Genomic DNA, 16,006 nt, shown 5'->3' with positions numbered 1-16,006 from the left:
GTGTGTCTCCCTTGTCTGTCGCGCAGCCTACGCGCGCTGGGACGCCGACGCGGTCGGCTCGAGGTCGGCGAGCGTGAGCGGGTGGCGCAGCGGACCGAACGCGACGGTGCGCGTCACCGCGAGGTCGCGGTCGACGTGCATGAGCTCACCTGGCTCCAACGCCGACCATCCCGGCTCGTCGTCCATCCGCTCGGTGGCCACCACCACGGTCCGGTGGTCGTCGTCAGAGGGAGCCACCCGCGTACGGATGCGCGCGCTGGCGCCGTCCCAGCCGGCTTCGCCGGGCACCCGGTCGGCGCGTTCGAGGTACCAGAGCGGGTGGGTCTCCGGGTAGCGCAGCGCCCAGAGGTCCTTCGCCGTCACCATGACGAAGTTCAGCGAGAGCACGGGGAGGTGCTCGGCGATCCACCCGATCGCCGCGTTCACGCCGTCGGCGACGTCCCCGCAGTTGCGGCGCACCTCGGCCGTGATCAGCGCGAACACGCGCTCGCTGTCCGTCTCGCCTTCGACGAGCGTGCGCGCCCCGAGCTCGTCCAGCCGCGCGTCGAGCGCGTCGAGCCCTTCAACGACGCCGTTGTGCGCGAAGATCCGGCCGTCCCGCTCGAACGGGTGCGTGTTGGCCACCGTGTGCGCCCCGGTGCTCGCGTACCGGACGTGCGCCACGAACGTCGTCCCGTGCATCGTGCGCGCGTCGCGGGCGAAGTCGGTGTCGTCCCACGCGTCGATCGGCTGTTTGTCGACGCGCGCGGTGCCGTCGGGCTCGAAGACGCCGATGCCTGTCCCGTCAGGGTTTCGGCGGCCCTGCAACCGCAGGCTGTCAGGCGCGTCGAGCAGCCAGAACGTCGCGGTCATCGGCAGCCGACCGCAGTGCATACCGAACAGGCGACACATGCCTTCAGCGTCTCAGCGCTCGCGCGATCCTGCTCGTCGTGCGATCGCGGCCGCCTCCGTCCGCGTCGACGCGCCGAGCTTGGCGAGGATGTTCGAGACGTGGACCGAGACCGTCTTGGTGCTGATGAACAGCAGCGACGCGATCTCGCCGTTCGTCCGGCCTTCCACGAGGTGCTCGAGGACCTCCTGCTCCCTCGCGGTCAGCGGCTTCTCCCCGTCCTGGGTGCGCGGAGCCTCCGCCCCGGAGGAGCCCGTCGTCGTGGAGCTCCGGGCGGACGTCGCGCCGGCGAGCTGCTCGAGCGTGCTCATCAGCGGCGCCGCGCGCAGCGCCGCCGCCTGCTCGTACGCGGCGCTGGCGACCTGCTTGGCGCCGGCCACGTCACCTGCGGCGTGCAGGACTGCGGCCAGTCGTGAGGCCGAGCGCGCCTCCTCGTACACGTGGCCGAGCGTGGCGAACGCCTCCGTCGTCTTGCGCCAGCCGTCCACCAGGTCGTCGAGGCCGACCTCGTCCCCCACGATCCAGCGCAGCCGCAGGATCTCCGCATCGAGCCGCCGCTCCCACGCCGTCCCCTCGGGCCCGAAAGGTCCGCGCTCGGCGATCGCCCGGTCGCCGACCGTACGCAGCTGCTCGGCGCGCTCCAGCCACGTGCTTCGCTCGACGGTCGACGCGTGCGGCGCAGCGTCGGCGAAACGACCGACCAGGAGCCCTGCCATGCGCAGGCGGCCGGGGACGAGCTCGGCGTCCCAGTCGGCCACGAGCGCCTCGACCAGGCCGTCGTGCCACCACGTCGCTGTGGCGACGTCCGGTGCCAGATCGATTGCCGCAGTCGCGGCGTGGATGGCGAGGGCGATGTCCTTCTTCCAGAAGCCGCGCAACCGCTCTGCCGTCTTCAGCGCCGACGCGTCGCCGCGGCCCGCCGAGACGAGCAGCCCGACCGCCTCGAGGCTGGCCGCGGGCACCTTCGGCGGTCTCAGTGCGGCGACGTCGACGAGCTCCACGACGCGGTCCCAACGACCTCGGAGGTAGGCGGTGACCGCGGCGAAGAACCGCCCGTCGAACCCGTACGGCGCCCACTGGCGCCCTGCCTTCGCCGCCGTCGCCATGACGTGGAGGAACTCGTCCTCGGCGCGGTCGAGATCGCCTCGGTCGTGGTAGTGGAAGGCGAGATGGTGGCGCGCCCTCAGCTCCGCGACCACGTTGTGCTCGCGTCGGGCGATCTCGGCGACCTCGAGGAACCGGCGCTCGTCCCCCTCGGGATCGTCTCCGATTCGCGACCGAGCGCGGGCCTTGGTGGCAGCCGCGTCGGACACGATCCGACTGAGGCCGAGACGCTGACCCAAGGTCATCGCCTGCGTCGCCCATCGCATCGCCTCCTCGTCGCGGCGTGTGGCGGTCATCATGAGCGCGGCAAGCTCTTCGACGGACGCCCGGAGCGGGGTCGGCTGCTCGGGCACGAGCGTGAAGAGCTCGTCCAGCACGTCGAGCACCTCGACGGCGTGGTCGGCAAGCACCGCCGACGACCCGTAGGCGACGAGGAGTCGCGCGCGTTCCTCCGTCGAGAGGTCGGATGTCGTCTCGAGGTAGTCGCCGAGCAGCGCCCAGGCGCGGCGGACGTACCCCGCGGCGGTCTTCGCCTCGGCCGTTGCGATCACGAGCCCGACGACGTCCGTGCCTGCAGGCGCCGCCGAGACGACCGAGAGCGCTCGGTCGTAGTGGTCGGCCGCCTCGTCGTGGCCGGTGACGCGCGAGGCGCGCTCGGCCGCGCGCACGCTGGCGGAGAAGGCCACGTCGTCGAGACCTGCCTCGAACGCGTGACGCGCCACGTCGGCGGCGTTGCCGCTGTCTCCGAGTGCCTCGACGTAAGCCCGGTGGAACCGCCGACGCTCGCCGGGCAGCAGGTCGTCTCGGACGACCTCCGCGAGCAGGGCATGGCGGAAGACGTAGCCGTCGCGTCTGGTCGGCGCCAGGATCCGGTGGTCGACCGCCGAGCGGATCGCCTCCTCCAGCGAGGCCGCCGGAAGGTCGACCACCGAGGCGAGGAGATCCTCCTTGACCTCACCTCCGGCGCACGCGATGGCCCGCACGACGTGCCGTGCGTCGTCGTCGAGGCGGTCGAGTCGCACGAGGAGCAGGTCGGCCAGCGTGGGCGGCAGCGGACCTGTGCGGTCGGCGACGTCCAGCAGCTCTTCGACGATGAACGCGTTGCCCTCGGCGCGGCGCACGATCGCGCTCATCCCCGCGACGCCGATGTCGCCGTCCGCGCGGGACCGCACGAGCCTGCGAACGTCGTCGTCGGCGAGCGGGCCAAGGTCGAGACGTTGTACGTGCGGCATCCGGCTCCACTCGGCGATATCGGTACGCAGCGGGTGGCGCCGGTGGAGGTCGTCGCTGCGGTAGGACACCACGATGCGGACCTGCCCCTCGTACCGCTGGGAGAGGACGTAACGGATGAGATGGCGCGTGGAGGCGTCCGCCCAGTGTGCGTCCTCGATAACGAGTAGCAGCGGCTGGCTCGCCGCGAGCAGCTCAAGGGCGGCCACGACGGACGAGAAGAGCTCACCGCGGTCGACTCCGGAGCCGGCTGCGGCGCCCCACATCAGTGGCCCCAGCGGGGGCATCGCCTCGGACATCGCCGCACGCGTGTCGTGGTCGAGGCCGGAGAGCACCTCCGCGAAGGGCTGGAAAGGGATGGCGCTGTCGCCGAGGTCGAGGCAGTGGCCGGCGAGCACGCGGTGGCCGGCGTCTGAGGCTCGGACGGCCAGCTCGCGCAGGAGCCGCGTCTTGCCGATCCCGGCGTCGCCGCTGAGGAGGACACCCCCGCGGGCCTCCGGGTCTTCGACGCCGGCGGCGGCGAGCAGGCGCGAGAGCTCGGCCTCACGTCCGACGAGGGGCTCGGCAGGTCTCCAGTCGGCGGACATACCCTCATGATCGCTCACGGGGCCGACAGGATTCGAGCCGATTCCTTGGGGCTGCACCGCCGCAGGTCCCCCGTCAGAGGCGCGACCGGCGGACCCGACGGCGAACCGTACGGCGGCGGGGACGCGGGTGAGCGTCCTCGAGCCGACGGTTGATCTCGGTGCTGACGTAGTACTCAGGAAGAAGGATCATGCCGTCGATGCTCGTCGTCTGAGGTAGGCAGGGGCATCAGGTGACCTCCCTAGTCTGGTCCCGCTGGTACCTCAGATCCGTGCCGTACCCCGCCACGCCCCTCTTGCCATTTGTTGTCGCCTGCGCAATATTCAGAAGCTGGGTATGACATACGTCACATTCGAGCGGAGGACACATGGACGCCACACCTCGAAGCACGGACGCAGCACCCCGATCCCCCTCCCGACGCGCCGCGCTCGCCCTGGGGGCGGTCACGGCCCTGGTCGCCGGCACCGTCGGCGTCGGCGCCGCCGCCGCACCGGCCACGCCCGCCAGCGCGCCCGGCCACGCGGCCGCGAAGGACCGCGGCAAGCCCGCGTACCTCAACCCGCGCCTTTCGACCGAGAAGCGGGTGAAGGACCTGCTGTCGCGGATGACGCTCGCGGAGAAGATCGGCCAGATGACGCAGGCCGAGCGGGCCAACGCCACTCCTGCCGACGTCACCGAGCTCGGTCTCGGCAGCATCCTCTCCGGAGGCGGCTCCGTCCCCGCCGACAACTCGCCCGAAGGCTGGGCGGACATGGTCGACGCGTTCCAGGACGGGGCGCTGGCGACCCGGCTCAAGATCCCCGTCCTGTACGGCGTCGACGCGGTACACGGCCACGGGAACCTGTACGGCGCGACCGTCTTCCCCCACAACATCGGGCTCGGCGCTACCCGCGACCCGAAGCTCGTCGAGAAGGCGGCCCACATCACCGCCGAGGAGACGCGCGCGACCGGGCCGCAGTGGAACTTCGCGCCCTGCCTGTGCGTCGCCCGCGACGACCGGTGGGGCCGGACGTACGAGAGCTTCGGGGAGTCGCCGCGGCTGGTCTCGCAGATGGCGGTCGCCGTCCGCGGCTTCCAGGGCAGGCGTGGTCAGCTCGACAACCCCGACCGTGTGCTGGCAACCCCGAAGCACTTCGCGGGGGACGGGCTCACCACCTTCGGCACGGCCGCCGGTGACTACACGATCGACCAGGGCATCACGATCGTCAGCCGCCAGGAGTTCGCGCGGCTCGCGCTCGCGCCGTACTGGCCGGCGATCCAGCGCTACGGGGCCGGCTCGGTCATGCCGTCGTTCTCCTCGGTGGACTGGACCGAGGACGGCGTCGGCAACCCGCTCAAGATGCACGCGCACTCCGAGCTTCTCACCGGCGTCCTCAAGCGGCGGATGGGCTTCGACGGGTTCGTGATCAGCGACTGGGAAGGCATCCACCAGATCCCCGGCGACTGGAACACGCAGGTCCGCACCGCCATCAACGCCGGCGTCGACATGGCGATGGAGCCCGCGCAGTTCCGCCAGTTCATCACGGCGCTCACCGAAGAGGTCGAGGCCGGGCGCGTCTCGATGCGGCGGATCGACGACGCAGTGAGCCGGATCCTGGCCCAGAAGTTCGAGCTCGGGCTGTTCGAGAAGCCCTACACCGATCGCCGTCACCTCGACGAGGTCGGGAGCAGGCAGCACCGCAAGGTCGCCCGCGAAGCGGTCGCGAAGTCGCAGGTGCTGCTGAAGAACCGCGGACGGGTCCTGCCGCTGTCGAAGCGCGCACCGCTCTACGTCGCCGGCAGCAACGCCGACAACATCGGCAACCAGGCGGGCGGCTGGACGCTGACCTGGCAGGGCGGCTCGACCAACGTGATCCCGGGCACGACGATCCTCGAGGGCATCGAGGACGCGACGCGCGGGGACGTCACGGTGAGCGAGACGGCGGCGGAGCCGGTGCCGAGTGACGCGACGGGTGTCGTGGTCGTCGGCGAGACCCCGTACGCGGAGGGCTTCGGCGACGTCGGCGGTCCGCAGTGGGCGTACGACCCGGGCGACAACGGCGTCCCGCGGCCGGTGAAGGACATGAAGCTGTCCGCGGCAGATCAGCAGGCCGTCGACAAGGTGTGCACACAGGCAGCGGAGTGCGTCGTGATCGTGGTCTCCGGTCGGCCGCTGGAGATCCCGCCTGCTCTCCTGAGCAAGATCGACGGGCTCGTCGCCGGCTGGCTGCCCGGAAGCGAGGGCGACGGCGTCGCGGACGTGCTCTTCGGCAAGAAGCGGTTCACCGGCAGGCTCCCCGTGACCTGGCCGCGAAGCGTCGACCAGGAGCCGATCAACGTCGGTGACGCGGACTACGACCCGCTCTACCCGTACGGGTTCGGCCTGCGCACGCGGTAGCAACTCGTCCGCCCTCCCGATCTGACGCGTTCGCCACCTCTCTCGTCCGCAACGAGGGGGGAACGCGTCAGATCGCGGGGCGGCGGGCGTCAGGGAGTGGGCTTGTCGTCCGTGGAGGTCGTCCAGGCGACCTCTTCCTCGACGTCGATGTGGGTGCCGCTCGGCGTGGTCGAGTACGTCCCGACGACGTCGTCGCCGGCGTCCGACGCGTCACCGCCCGGGGTGACCTTGTCGGCGACCTTGTGAGCGACCCCGGACACCTTGTCCTTGACGACCGGCGCCTGGTCCTTCATGGTCTCGGTCGCCTTCGAGACGCCGTCCTGCACCGGCTGACTCCCCATGAGCCTCTTGGCCTGGGTGACGATCTGGTCGTACCTCTCGCGTCCGGCCTTGGCGCCGAGGACGTACCCGACGCCGGCGGCGACGAGCAGCGGGATCTTACGCATGAGAGCTCCTCTCGACGGGCGTTGCCCAAGCTTCGACGCTAGCGCCTCGACCCGGGGTCAGCCACCCTCCTCCGGCGGGATCTCCGCTCCCTCCGCCTCGTCCCGCTCGGCCCACTCGAGCAGAGGCGCGATCGAGAAGACGGCGTCGTCGATCCCGGCATGGAGGTCGCCGAGCTCGCGGTAGCGCGCCGGCATGGTCGCGATCGTCAGCTCGGCGGGCTCCACGGTGTCCACCTCGTCCCAGCGGATCGGTGCCGACACCCGGGCGTCCGGGACTCCTCGTACGGAGTACGCGGCGGCGATCGTGTGGTCGCGCGTGTTCTGGTTGTAGTCCACGAAGAGCTTCGACGGGTCGCGGTCCTTGCGCCACCAGGTCGTGGTGACGTCGTCGGGAGCACGTCGCTCGACCTCGCGGGCAAACGCGAGCGCAGCACGCCGGACGTCGGAGAACCCGTGCTCGGGCTCGATGCGGACGTACACGTGCATCCCGGATCCCCCGGACGTCTTCGGCCACCCCACGGCGCCGAGCTCGTCGAGGACCCCGTGGACCACGTGCGCCACCCGGCGTACGGTCGCGAAGTCGCAGTCCGGGCCGGGGTCGAGGTCGATGCGCCACTCGTCGGGCTTCTCGGTGTCGGCGCGGCGGGAGTTCCACGGGTGGAACTCGACGGTGGACATCTGGACCGCCCAGATCACGCTCGCCAGCTCGGTGACGCACAGCTCGTACGCGTGGCGCCCGTACCGCGGGAACTCGACCCGCACGGTCTCCAGCCACGGCGGGGCGCCGGCGGGGACACGCTTCTGGTGGACCTTCTTCTCGGCGACGCCCTTCGGGAAGCGGTGCAGCATGCACGGCCTCTCCCGAAGGGCGTTCACGATGCCGTCTCCGACGGCGAGGTAGTAGTGGACCAGGTCGAGCTTGGTCTCACCGCGCTCGGGGAAGTAGACGCGGTCGGGGTTGGAGATGCGGACGTCGCGATCCCCGACCTCGACCTCGACCGCGTCGCCCATGCGAGTGATCCTCGCACGGGCGACGCTCATAGAGGGGTCACTCAGCGACGCGTGCCGCGACGACGACGCAGGCGCGGGCCGGTCGCTGCCCCGGCCCGGCGGTCGTCACCGGGGACCGGGAGCCGCTCGATGCGGTGCTTCATCTCGGTCTGCACCGACTGCACGGGATCGATGTACATCAGGTTCTCCTTCGCTCGTCCTGATGCCTCGACTCTCGTCGTCTGAGGTAGCGGCTCGCATCGGGAGGAGGCCCTAGGTTCGTGACCCCAGGTGCCTCAGATTCGACGGACGGCGACTTAGCGCCGCGAGCCCCTGGCGAACGCGCCAGGCGTCGTCCCAAGCACGGCGCGGAAGTGGCGTGTCAGATGCGCCTGGTCGTGGAAGCCGACCGCGACGGCGACCTCGGCGGGCCGCAGCCCGTCCAGCAGCATCCGCCGGGCGAGGTCGACACGTCGTCCCGTGAGGTAGCGGTGCGGCGGGAGCCCGAAGGCGTGCGAGAACGACCGTACGAGGTGGCTCGGGTGCGCGTCGAGCGTGCGCGAGGCCTCCTCGAGGGTCACACCGGTCGTGACCGCCTCGTCGAGCAGCGACCGGAGGCGGCGCGCCAGCGGCACGTCGGAGGTCGTCGACGGCGCGAGACCTCTGAGGTGCTGACGCAGCAGGTCCTGGACGCGGACGAGCTCGGACTCCGCTTCGAAGACGTCGCCGCCGGCGAGCGCCCCGTGCACCTGGCGTACGGTCGCGGCGACGTCGGCCCGGACGACCGTCGGCCGGTCGACGCTGGGCCCGACGGCGTCGAGCGGGAGCCAGGTCTCGTCGAGGTAGAGCACCCGCTTGCGGAACGCGTGCCCCTCGCGCGCGCTGCGCCCGTCGTGCGTCACGTGCGGCGGAAGGAGGGTGACCGTCGTCGGCTCCGCGGTGTGCGGGTGACGGTCGAGCGCGTACGAGACAGCGCCGGTGTCGATGAGCAGCACCGTCCAGTCGCCGTGGGTGTGGCGCGGGTAGGCGTGCTCGGTGAACTCGGCGTGCAGCACCTCGCGCAGGTGCGGCACGTCGGGTCGCCACGCGCGGACCCGGTCGGCCATGCAAAGAACGTACAAGACCCGCAGGCGCCGACGCGACGATGCTCGGGTCATGACGACCGTCGTGGACACCGCCACCCGCTTCGACACCAAGATCGCCATCGTCTTGCGGGACGACCTGCTCCCGTGGCAGGAGCTCAACGTCACCGCGTTCCTCGTGAGCGGCATCGCGACGCGGGCCGACGGCATGGTCGGCGAGCCGTACGAGGACGCCGACGGCCGGCGCTACCTGCCGATGATGCGCCAGCCGATGCTGGTATTCGTCGCCGACGCCGCGACGATGCGGCGCATCCACGCGACGGCGTTGCGGCGTGAGATGCCGATGTCGATCTACACCCGCGAGCTGTTCACGACGGGGCACGACGACGCGAACCGTGCCGCGGTCCGGGCGGTCCCGACCGACGGGCTCGACCTGGTCGGGATCGCACTGCACGGCCCGCGCAACGGCGTCGACAAGACCGTCAAGGGCGCACGCCTGCACCCGTGACCGGTCCGGCCTCGGCACCGGCACCGGCGACCAGCGTGCGGGCGACGAGCGGCACCCCGGGTCGGTACGCAAGGTGGACCGCCGAGGGCGCGTCCAGGACCGCGAGATCCGCCCTCGCGCCGACCCGCAGGTGCCCCACGTCCTGGCGGCGCAGCGACGCGGCACCTCCGACGGTGGCGGCGCGCAGCGCCTCGTACGGGGTCATGCCCATCTCGCGCACGGCGAGCGCGAGGCAGAACGGGATCGACGACGTGTAGCTGCTGCCGGGGTTGCAGTCGCTCGCGAGGGCGACCGTGACGCCCGCGTCGAGGAGACGGCGCGCGTCCGGGTACGGGTGGCGCGTCGAGAACTCCACGCCGGGGAGGAGTCCGGCGACGGTGTCCGAGCCGGCGAGCGCGTCGACGTCGGCATCGGTGAGGTACGTGCAGTGGTCGACCGCGGCGGCCCCCAGCTCGCAGGCGAGCCGCACCCCGGGCCCGTACGACAGCTGGTTGGCGTGGACGCGCATCCCGAGACCGGCGGCGCCTCCGGCAGTGAGGACGGTGCGCGCCGCGTCGACGCCGAATGCGCCCTCCTCGCAGAAGACGTCCACCCAGCGCGCGTACGGGGCGCAGGCGTCGAGCATGGGGCCGGTGACGAGGTCGACGTACGCCTCGGGGCTGGTGCCGTCGGGGACGACGTGGGCTCCGAGGTAGGTGGTCTCTGCCGTGTGCCGAGAGGCGATCGCCAACGACCGCGCCTCGTCGGCGACGGTGAGCCCGTACCCGCTCTTGACCTCGACCGTCGTCGTGCCCTGGCGACGCATCTCCGCGAGGAGCCGGCGGACGTGGGCGTCGAGGACGTCGTCGGAGGCGCGCCGGGTGGCAGCGACGGTCGTACGGATGCCGCCGGCGGCGTAGGGCCTGCCGGCCATCCGCGCCTCGAACTCGCCCGCCCGGTCGCCTGCGAAGACGAGGTGGCTGTGGGAGTCGACGAAGCCGGGGACGACCGCGGCGCCGGCGACGTCGAGGACGTCGTCGGCGGCAGGTGCGGCGCCGGCGTCCCCGACCCACTCCACGCGCCCGTCGGCGACGACCAGTGCGGCGTCGTGGCGGACGGGGCGTTCGTCGTCCCAGGTGACGAGCTCGCCGACGTTCGTGACCAGGAGGCTGCTCACACGCGCTCCCAGACGGCGCTGACCGCGCGGCGCATCATCGCCGCCACGTCCTCGGCCTCGTACGGCAGGGCCTTCGGCGGCTCGACGTCTGCGGCCGTCGCCACCCAGAGGGGTTCGACCACGCCGCCGAGTCGTACGGAGTCGCGCAGCGTGACCGCGTCGGCATCGGCGAGCTCGGGGGCGAACCCGAGCGAGGCGTAGCCCGACCGGGTCGCCGCCTCCCCCAGCGCGGCGGCGTCCCACGCGCCGCGGGTGCCGGTCACCAGCCGCTCGTGCATCTCCACCGCCCTCGCCTCCGCGAACAGGTCGATCACCGTGTTGCTGTCCGACCCGAGCGTGAGGCGGGCGCCGGCCTCGCGCAACCGTACGGAAGGGCCGACGCCGTCGGCGAGCTCGGCCTCGGTCGTCGGGCAGAGGCACACGTACGCCGACGCGTCCCCGAGGGTGGCGACGTCCGCGTCGGTCAGGTGCGTGGCATGGACGGCAGTGGTGCGCGGGGTCCAGACGCCGGCCTCGGCGAGGAGCGCGACCGGGGTGCGGCCGGTCGCGGTGAGGCAGTCCGCGTTCTCCGCCGGCTGCTCGGACACGTGCACGTGCAGCGGGGCCTGCGGCAAGGCGGACGCGACGGTCGCGAGCTGGTCGGCCGGCACGGCACGGACGGAGTGGATCGCGGCGCCCACCACGACGTCGTCGGCGCCGACGTGGCGGGAGGCGAGGTCGTTCACGCGTTCCGCCCAGTCGTCCGCGTCGCCGTCGGAGAAGCGGTCCTGGACGCCCGCCGGCGCGCCCCCGAAGCCCGACGAGAGGTAGCACGTGTCGAGCAGGCAGATCCGCAGCCCGACCTCGCGCGCGGCGGCGATCAGTACCTCCCCGGTGGCGTTCGGGTCGTCGTAGGCGACCCCGTCGGGGCCGTGGTGCAGGTAGTGGAACTCCCCGACGACGCCGATCCCGGCGAGCCGCATCTCGGCGTACGTCGCGACCGCCAGGTCGTGCAGGAGGTCGGGGTCGAGGACGGCCGCGACGGCGTACATGCGGTCGCGCCAGCCCCAGAACGTGTCCCCTCCGACCTCTCGCCCCCGAAGCGCCCGGTGGAAGACGTGGCTGTGACAGTTCGCCAGCCCCGGGAACGTCGTCCGTTCGCTGGTCGAGTAGCCCGAGCCGCTGGGCGAGGGCGTATCGAGGCCACTCATGCCAGCTCCAGCACCGTGCGGACGAGCGCGTCGACGCCGGCCGCGCAGTCCGCGTCGTCGGCGTGCTCGTCCGGCGAGTGCGAGACGCCGGACGGGTTGCGGACGAACAGCATCGCGGTCGGGACGAAGGCGCTCAGGACCCCGGCGTCGTGACCGGCGCCGGTGGGGAGAAGCGGGGCGTCGAGGGCCGCCGCCAGCCGTGTCCGCAGGTCGTGGTCGAACGTGACGGCCGGGCTTGCGGACTCGACAGCGGCCTCGACCCGTACGCGCGAGGCCGACGCGGCCTCCCGGGCGTCGACGAGGATCGCGTCCAGCATGCGTGCGAGGACGGCGTCGTCGGCGGCGCGGGCGTCCAGCCACGCCGTCACGCGCGACGGGATCGCGTTCGCGCCGCCGGGCTCGACCTCGACGCGCCCGAACGTCGCCCGCGCCCCCTCCTCGTACGCACGGCGGGTCGCCGCGACCACGGTGGCCGCGTAGGCCGGCATCGGGTCGCGCCGGTCCGGCATCGGCGTCGTCCCGGCGTGGTCCGCACGCCCCTCGAAGTCGAGCCGCCAGCGGCCGTGCGGCCAGATCGCGGTCGCCACGCCCACCGCGTCGCCGGAGTGCACCAGCGAGCGACCCTGCTCGACGTGCAGCTCGACGAACGTGCCGACACGGTCGAGCCATGCGCTGCGGCCGAGCGTACGGGGATCGCGGCCCCGGGCGGTCAGGACCTCGGCGAGCGTCAGGCCGTCGCGGTCCTTGAGCGCGAGCGCGCGGGCGGGGTCGAGCGTGCCGGCCGCCAGCCGCGACCCGGCGCACGCGACGCCGAAGCGCGCTCCCTCCTCGTCCGCGAAGCACGCGACCGCGATCGGGCGCGACGGCGTGAAGTCGTCGGCGCGCAGGCGGTCGACGGCGGCAAAGGCGGAGACGACGCCGAGCGGGCCGTCGTACGCCCCGCCGTCCGGGACGGAGTCGAGGTGCGAGCCCAGCAGCAGCGCACTGCCTCCCTCGTCGGTTGAGCGAGCGTGCGAGTCGAAACCCCACCACGCCACCTGGTTGCCGTTGCCGTCCTCCTCGTACGCCATCCCCCGCGCGGCGGCCTCGCCCGCGAACCACTCGCGCAGCTCCATGTCGGCGTCGTTCCACACGTACCGGCGATAACCCCCCGTACGAGGGTCGCGGCCGATGCGCTCGATCGGAGCGAGAAGGTTCACGCCTCCTCCATCGGGATCCGCACGCCGCGCTCGGCCGCGACCTCGCGCGCCCGGTCGTACCCGGCGTCGACGTGGCGCATCACGCCCGTCCCGGGGTCGTTGGAGAGGACCCGCGCGATCTTCTCGGCGGCGAGGTCCGTCCCGTCGGCGACGACGACCTGACCCGCGTGGATCGAGCGGCCGATGCCGACGCCGCCACCGTGGTGCAGCGACACCCATGTCGCACCGGACGCGGTGTTGAGCAGCGCGTTGAGCAGCGGCCAGTCGGCGACCGCGTCGGAGCCGTCGGCCATCGCCTCGGTCTCGCGGTAAGGCGAGGCGACCGAGCCGGAGTCGAGGTGGTCGCGCCCGATGACCACCGGCGCGCTCAGCTCGCCCGAGGCGACCATCTCGTTGAACCGGAGCCCGGCGCGGTGGCGCTCTCCGTACCCGAGCCAGCAGATCCGGGCGGGCAGGCCCTCGAACTGAACCTTCTCCCCCGCCTGGACGATCCACCGGCGCAGCTGCTCGTCCTCCGGGAACAGCTCGAGGATCGCGCGGTCCGTCGCCGCGATGTCCGCCGGGTCGCCCGACAGCACCGCCCAGCGGAACGGGCCCTTGCCCTCGCAGAAGAGCGGCCGGATGTACGCGGGGACGAACCCGGGGAACGCGAAGGCGCGGTCGTACCCGCCCTGGCGCGCCTCGTCGCGGATCGAGTTGCCGTAGTCGAAGACCTCGGCGCCGGCGTCCATGAACCCGACCATCGCCTCGACGTGCTTGGCCATCGAGGCCCGCGCACGTCGCGTGAACTCCTCGGGGTCGCGCTGCGCCTCGGCGTGCCAGTCGGCGACGTCGATGCCCTCAGGGAGATAGCTGAGGGGGTCGTGAGCGCTGGTCTGGTCGGTGACGACGTCGATCTCGACACCGCGCGCGAGCAGCTCGGGGAAGACCGCCGCGGCGTTGCCGACGACGCCGACGGAGAGGGGACGGCGCTCCTTCTTGGCGGCGAGGACACGTTCGACGGCGTCGTCGAGGTGGGGCGTGTACTCGTCGAGGTAGCCGTGGTCGACGCGCCGCGCGAGCCGCGTCTCGTCCACGTCGACGACGAGCACGACGCCCTCGTTCATGGTCACGGCCAGCGGCTGCGCGCCGCCCATCCCGCCGCAGCCTGCGGTGAGGGTGAGGGTGCCGGCGAGGGTGCCGCCGAACTTCTTGCGCGCGACGGCGCCGAAGGTCTCGTACGTGCCTTGCAGGATGCCCTGCGTGCCGATGTAGATCCACGAGCCGGCCGTCATCTGGCCGTACATCGTGAGCCCCTCGGCCTCGAGACGTCGGAACTCCGGCCAGGTCGCCCAGTCGCCGACGAGGTGGGAGTTGGCGATGAGCACGCGCGGCGCCCAGGCGTGCGTACGGAACACGCCGACGGGCTTGCCGGACTGGACGAGCAGCGTCTCGTCGTCCTCCAGGGTGGTCAGCGTGCGCACGATCGCGTCGTACGCCTCCCAGCTGCGCGCGGCACGGCCCGTACCGCCGTAGACGACGAGGTCCTCCGGGCGCTCGGCCACCTCCGGGTCGAGGTTGTTCATGAGCATCCGCAGCGGAGCCTCGGTCTGCCACGAGCGGGCGGTCAGCTGCGTGCCCCTCGGGGCGCGGACGGTGGTCATCGTGCTGCCTCCTGTGCGGGTCCCGTACCCAGTCGGGGACGGAGGGTGTGCGTACGGACGAGGGTGACCGTGGCGTCGATCTCGGGGGCGAGGAACCGGTCGGGACCGGGCCCGGGGACGTGCTCGCGGAGCGTACGGAGCGCCGCGCCGGTCATCGGCGCGGGCGTGAGCGGCGCGCGCAGGTCGAGGCCGCGGGCGGCGACCATGATCTCGATCGCGAGCACCCGCGTGAGGGCGTCCACGCTGCGTCGGAGCTTGCGTGCCGCGGCCCAGCCCATCGACACATGGTCCTCCTGCATGGCGCTCGACGGGATCGAGTCGACGCTCGCCGGGACCGCGAGGCGCTTGAGCTCGGAGACGAGCGCGGCCTGCGTGTACTGCGCGATCATCGCGCCGGAGTCGACCCCCGGGTCGCCCGCGAGGAACGGCGGGAGGCCGCGGTTGCGCGCCACGTCCAGGAACCGGTCCGTACGACGCTCGCTGATGCCTGCGACGTCCGCGACCGCGATCGCGAGGAAGTCCGCGACGTAGGCCAGCGGGGCGCCGTGGAAGTTCCCGTGCGACGAGACCCGCCCGTCCGCGAGGACCGACGGGTTGTCGATCGCCGAGGCGAGCTCGCGTGCGGCGACCTGCGCCGCGTGGTCGAGGGTGTCACGGGCGGCGCCGTGGACCTGGGGGGTGCAGCGCAGCGAGTACGCGTCCTGGACCACGCCGTCGCCGTGCCGGTGGCTCGCCACGATCTCCGAGCCGGCGAGCAGCACCCGCAGGTGGGCGGCCGACGTCGCCTGGCCTGGGTGCGGTCGCAGGGCCATCAGCTCCTCCGAGAAGACCTGGTCGGTGCCGAGCTGGCCCTCGATGCTCATCGCGGCCGCGAGGTCCGCGGTGTCGAGCAGGGCCTGCAGGTCGTGCAGCGCGAGCACCAGCATCCCGAGCATCCCGTCGGTGCCGTTGATGAGCGCGAGCCCTTCCTTCTCGTGCAGCACGACCGGCGTGATCCCGTGCTCGCGCAGCGCGTCGGCGGCGGGGCGTACGACTCCGCTCCGGTCCGTCACCTCGCCCTCGCCCATCACGGCCAGCGCGCAGTGCGACAGCGGGGCGAGGTCGCCGGAGCAGCCGAGGCTCCCGTACTCGCCGACGACCGGGGTCAGCCCGGCGTTCAGCAGCGCCGCGTACGCCTCCGCGGTCTCCAGACGCACGCCGCAGTGCCCCTTGGCCATGGTCGAGAGACGCAGCAGCATGAGCGCGCGCACCACCTCGTCCTCGACCTGCGGGCCGGTGCCGGCGGCGTGCGAACGGACCAGGCTGCGCTGGAGCTCCACGCGCTTCTCGGGCGGGATGTGGCGTGTCGCGAGGGCGCCGAAGCCGGTCGAGACCCCGTACACGGGCTCCTCGGAGGCCGCCAGCGCCTCGACGTGGGTGCGCGCGGCCTTGATCGCGCTGCGCGCCTCTTCCGACAGGGCCACAGGGGCGCCCTCACGGGCGACGGCGACGACGTCCTCGGGCGCGAGCGGGCCGGGTCCGACGATGACGGTGTGCATGGGTCCATTCCAGGCCGTACGCGGGCGCACCCGCTACGCTGTCGAAGGCGTACCTGTCTCGGATCCGAG

Annotated in this window: 13 protein-coding genes; 2 read left to right on the top strand and 11 right to left on the bottom strand. The window is 72.5% G+C overall.

The genetic code is table 11. The annotated features are described in order from the left end of the window. Positions 1-27: 27 nt before the first annotated feature. Together NYZ95_RS16075 and NYZ95_RS16070 are read right to left on the bottom strand one after the other, a co-directional pair. Positions 28-891, bottom strand: coding sequence for a class II glutamine amidotransferase (locus NYZ95_RS16075; RefSeq protein ID WP_262852337.1), 864 nt, complete (start codon positions 889-891; stop codon positions 28-30). 12 nt (positions 892-903) lie between these two features. Next, on the bottom strand, positions 904-3,810 hold the full coding sequence (locus NYZ95_RS16070; RefSeq protein WP_262852336.1) for a helix-turn-helix transcriptional regulator: 2,907 nt from the start codon (positions 3,808-3,810) through the stop codon (positions 904-906). 365 nt (positions 3,811-4,175) lie between these two features. On the opposite strand from NYZ95_RS16070, the gene NYZ95_RS16065 reads away from it, so the two are divergent. After that, positions 4,176-6,185 (top strand): glycoside hydrolase family 3 protein, encoded by a 2,010-nt coding sequence (locus tag NYZ95_RS16065; protein ID WP_262852335.1) that lies wholly within the window; start codon positions 4,176-4,178, stop codon positions 6,183-6,185. Between the two features lie 89 nt (positions 6,186-6,274). Here the strand turns inward: NYZ95_RS16065 and NYZ95_RS16060 are convergent, their stop codons facing one another. The 4 genes from NYZ95_RS16060 to NYZ95_RS16045 all read right to left on the bottom strand — a co-directional run bounded on the left by NYZ95_RS16060 (position 6,275) and on the right by NYZ95_RS16045 (position 8,727). Next, on the bottom strand, positions 6,275-6,631 hold the full coding sequence (locus NYZ95_RS16060; protein ID WP_262852334.1) for a hypothetical protein: 357 nt from the start codon (positions 6,629-6,631) through the stop codon (positions 6,275-6,277). 57 nt (positions 6,632-6,688) lie between these two features. After that, on the bottom strand, positions 6,689-7,642 hold the full coding sequence (ligD, locus tag NYZ95_RS16055; RefSeq protein ID WP_262852333.1) for a non-homologous end-joining DNA ligase: 954 nt from the start codon (positions 7,640-7,642) through the stop codon (positions 6,689-6,691). A gap of 41 nt (positions 7,643-7,683) precedes the next feature. Beyond that, complete coding sequence (locus NYZ95_RS16050) at positions 7,684-7,821, bottom strand: hypothetical protein (protein WP_262852332.1); 138 nt, start codon at positions 7,819-7,821, stop codon at positions 7,684-7,686. A 117-nt stretch (positions 7,822-7,938) separates the two neighbouring features. After that, positions 7,939-8,727 (bottom strand): AraC family transcriptional regulator, encoded by a 789-nt coding sequence (locus tag NYZ95_RS16045; RefSeq protein WP_262852331.1) that lies wholly within the window; start codon positions 8,725-8,727, stop codon positions 7,939-7,941. A gap of 49 nt (positions 8,728-8,776) precedes the next feature. Between NYZ95_RS16045 and NYZ95_RS16040 the strand changes: the two genes are divergently transcribed. Further along, the gene (locus tag NYZ95_RS16040; protein ID WP_262852330.1) at positions 8,777-9,211 is read left to right on the top strand and encodes a DUF2000 domain-containing protein; all 435 of its coding nucleotides are present in this window, start codon (positions 8,777-8,779) and stop codon (positions 9,209-9,211) included. On the opposite strand, the gene hutI is transcribed toward NYZ95_RS16040, so the two are convergent. From hutI to hutH, 5 genes are read right to left on the bottom strand one after another with little or no spacing between them, the layout of a single operon-like run. Beyond that, on the bottom strand, positions 9,186-10,367 hold the full coding sequence (gene hutI / locus NYZ95_RS16035) for an imidazolonepropionase (RefSeq protein WP_262852329.1): 1,182 nt from the start codon (positions 10,365-10,367) through the stop codon (positions 9,186-9,188). The two genes, NYZ95_RS16040 and hutI, sit on opposite strands and share 26 nt — an antisense overlap. Further along, entirely contained in the window at positions 10,364-11,557 is a 1,194-nt protein-coding gene (locus tag NYZ95_RS16030; protein ID WP_262852328.1) for a formimidoylglutamate deiminase, read from the bottom strand. The genes hutI and NYZ95_RS16030 overlap by 4 nt, the downstream gene beginning before the upstream one ends. Beyond that, positions 11,554-12,756: an allantoate amidohydrolase gene (locus NYZ95_RS16025; protein ID WP_262852327.1), complete on the bottom strand. Its 1,203-nt coding sequence runs from the start codon at positions 12,754-12,756 to the stop codon at positions 11,554-11,556. The genes NYZ95_RS16030 and NYZ95_RS16025 overlap by 4 nt, the downstream gene beginning before the upstream one ends. Continuing rightward, on the bottom strand, positions 12,753-14,399 hold the full coding sequence (gene hutU / locus NYZ95_RS16020) for a urocanate hydratase (protein WP_262852326.1): 1,647 nt from the start codon (positions 14,397-14,399) through the stop codon (positions 12,753-12,755). The genes NYZ95_RS16025 and hutU overlap by 4 nt, the downstream gene beginning before the upstream one ends. Then, the gene (gene hutH, locus NYZ95_RS16015) at positions 14,396-15,937 is read right to left on the bottom strand and encodes a histidine ammonia-lyase (protein WP_262852325.1); all 1,542 of its coding nucleotides are present in this window, start codon (positions 15,935-15,937) and stop codon (positions 14,396-14,398) included. The genes hutU and hutH overlap by 4 nt, the downstream gene beginning before the upstream one ends. Positions 15,938-16,006 lie beyond the last annotated feature (69 nt).

It is taken from the genome of Mumia quercus (assembly GCF_025506335.1).
Taxonomy (GTDB): domain Bacteria; phylum Actinomycetota; class Actinomycetes; order Propionibacteriales; family Nocardioidaceae; genus Mumia; species Mumia quercus.
This window is presented reverse-complemented; position numbering and strand designations above follow the sequence as displayed.

What these genes read in the sequence shown, in the direction of transcription:
- NYZ95_RS16040 (WP_262852330.1), top strand. Translation starts at nt 8,777, where the DNA reads ATGACGACCGTCGTGGACACCGCCACCCGCTTCGACACCAAGATCGCC.
- ligD (WP_262852333.1), bottom strand. Translation starts at nt 7,642, where the DNA reads ATGGGCGACGCGGTCGAGGTCGAGGTCGGGGATCGCGACGTCCGCATC.
- NYZ95_RS16030 (WP_262852328.1), bottom strand. Translation starts at nt 11,557, where the DNA reads ATGAGTGGCCTCGATACGCCCTCGCCCAGCGGCTCGGGCTACTCGACC.
- NYZ95_RS16070 (WP_262852336.1), bottom strand. Translation starts at nt 3,810, where the DNA reads ATGTCCGCCGACTGGAGACCTGCCGAGCCCCTCGTCGGACGTGAGGCC.
- NYZ95_RS16045 (WP_262852331.1), bottom strand. Translation starts at nt 8,727, where the DNA reads ATGGCCGACCGGGTCCGCGCGTGGCGACCCGACGTGCCGCACCTGCGC.
- NYZ95_RS16060 (WP_262852334.1), bottom strand. Translation starts at nt 6,631, where the DNA reads ATGCGTAAGATCCCGCTGCTCGTCGCCGCCGGCGTCGGGTACGTCCTC.
- hutH (WP_262852325.1), bottom strand. Translation starts at nt 15,937, where the DNA reads ATGCACACCGTCATCGTCGGACCCGGCCCGCTCGCGCCCGAGGACGTC.
- NYZ95_RS16050 (WP_262852332.1), bottom strand. Translation starts at nt 7,821, where the DNA reads ATGTACATCGATCCCGTGCAGTCGGTGCAGACCGAGATGAAGCACCGC.
- NYZ95_RS16075 (WP_262852337.1), bottom strand. Translation starts at nt 891, where the DNA reads ATGTGTCGCCTGTTCGGTATGCACTGCGGTCGGCTGCCGATGACCGCG.
- NYZ95_RS16065 (WP_262852335.1), top strand. Translation starts at nt 4,176, where the DNA reads ATGGACGCCACACCTCGAAGCACGGACGCAGCACCCCGATCCCCCTCC.
- hutU (WP_262852326.1), bottom strand. Translation starts at nt 14,399, where the DNA reads ATGACCACCGTCCGCGCCCCGAGGGGCACGCAGCTGACCGCCCGCTCG.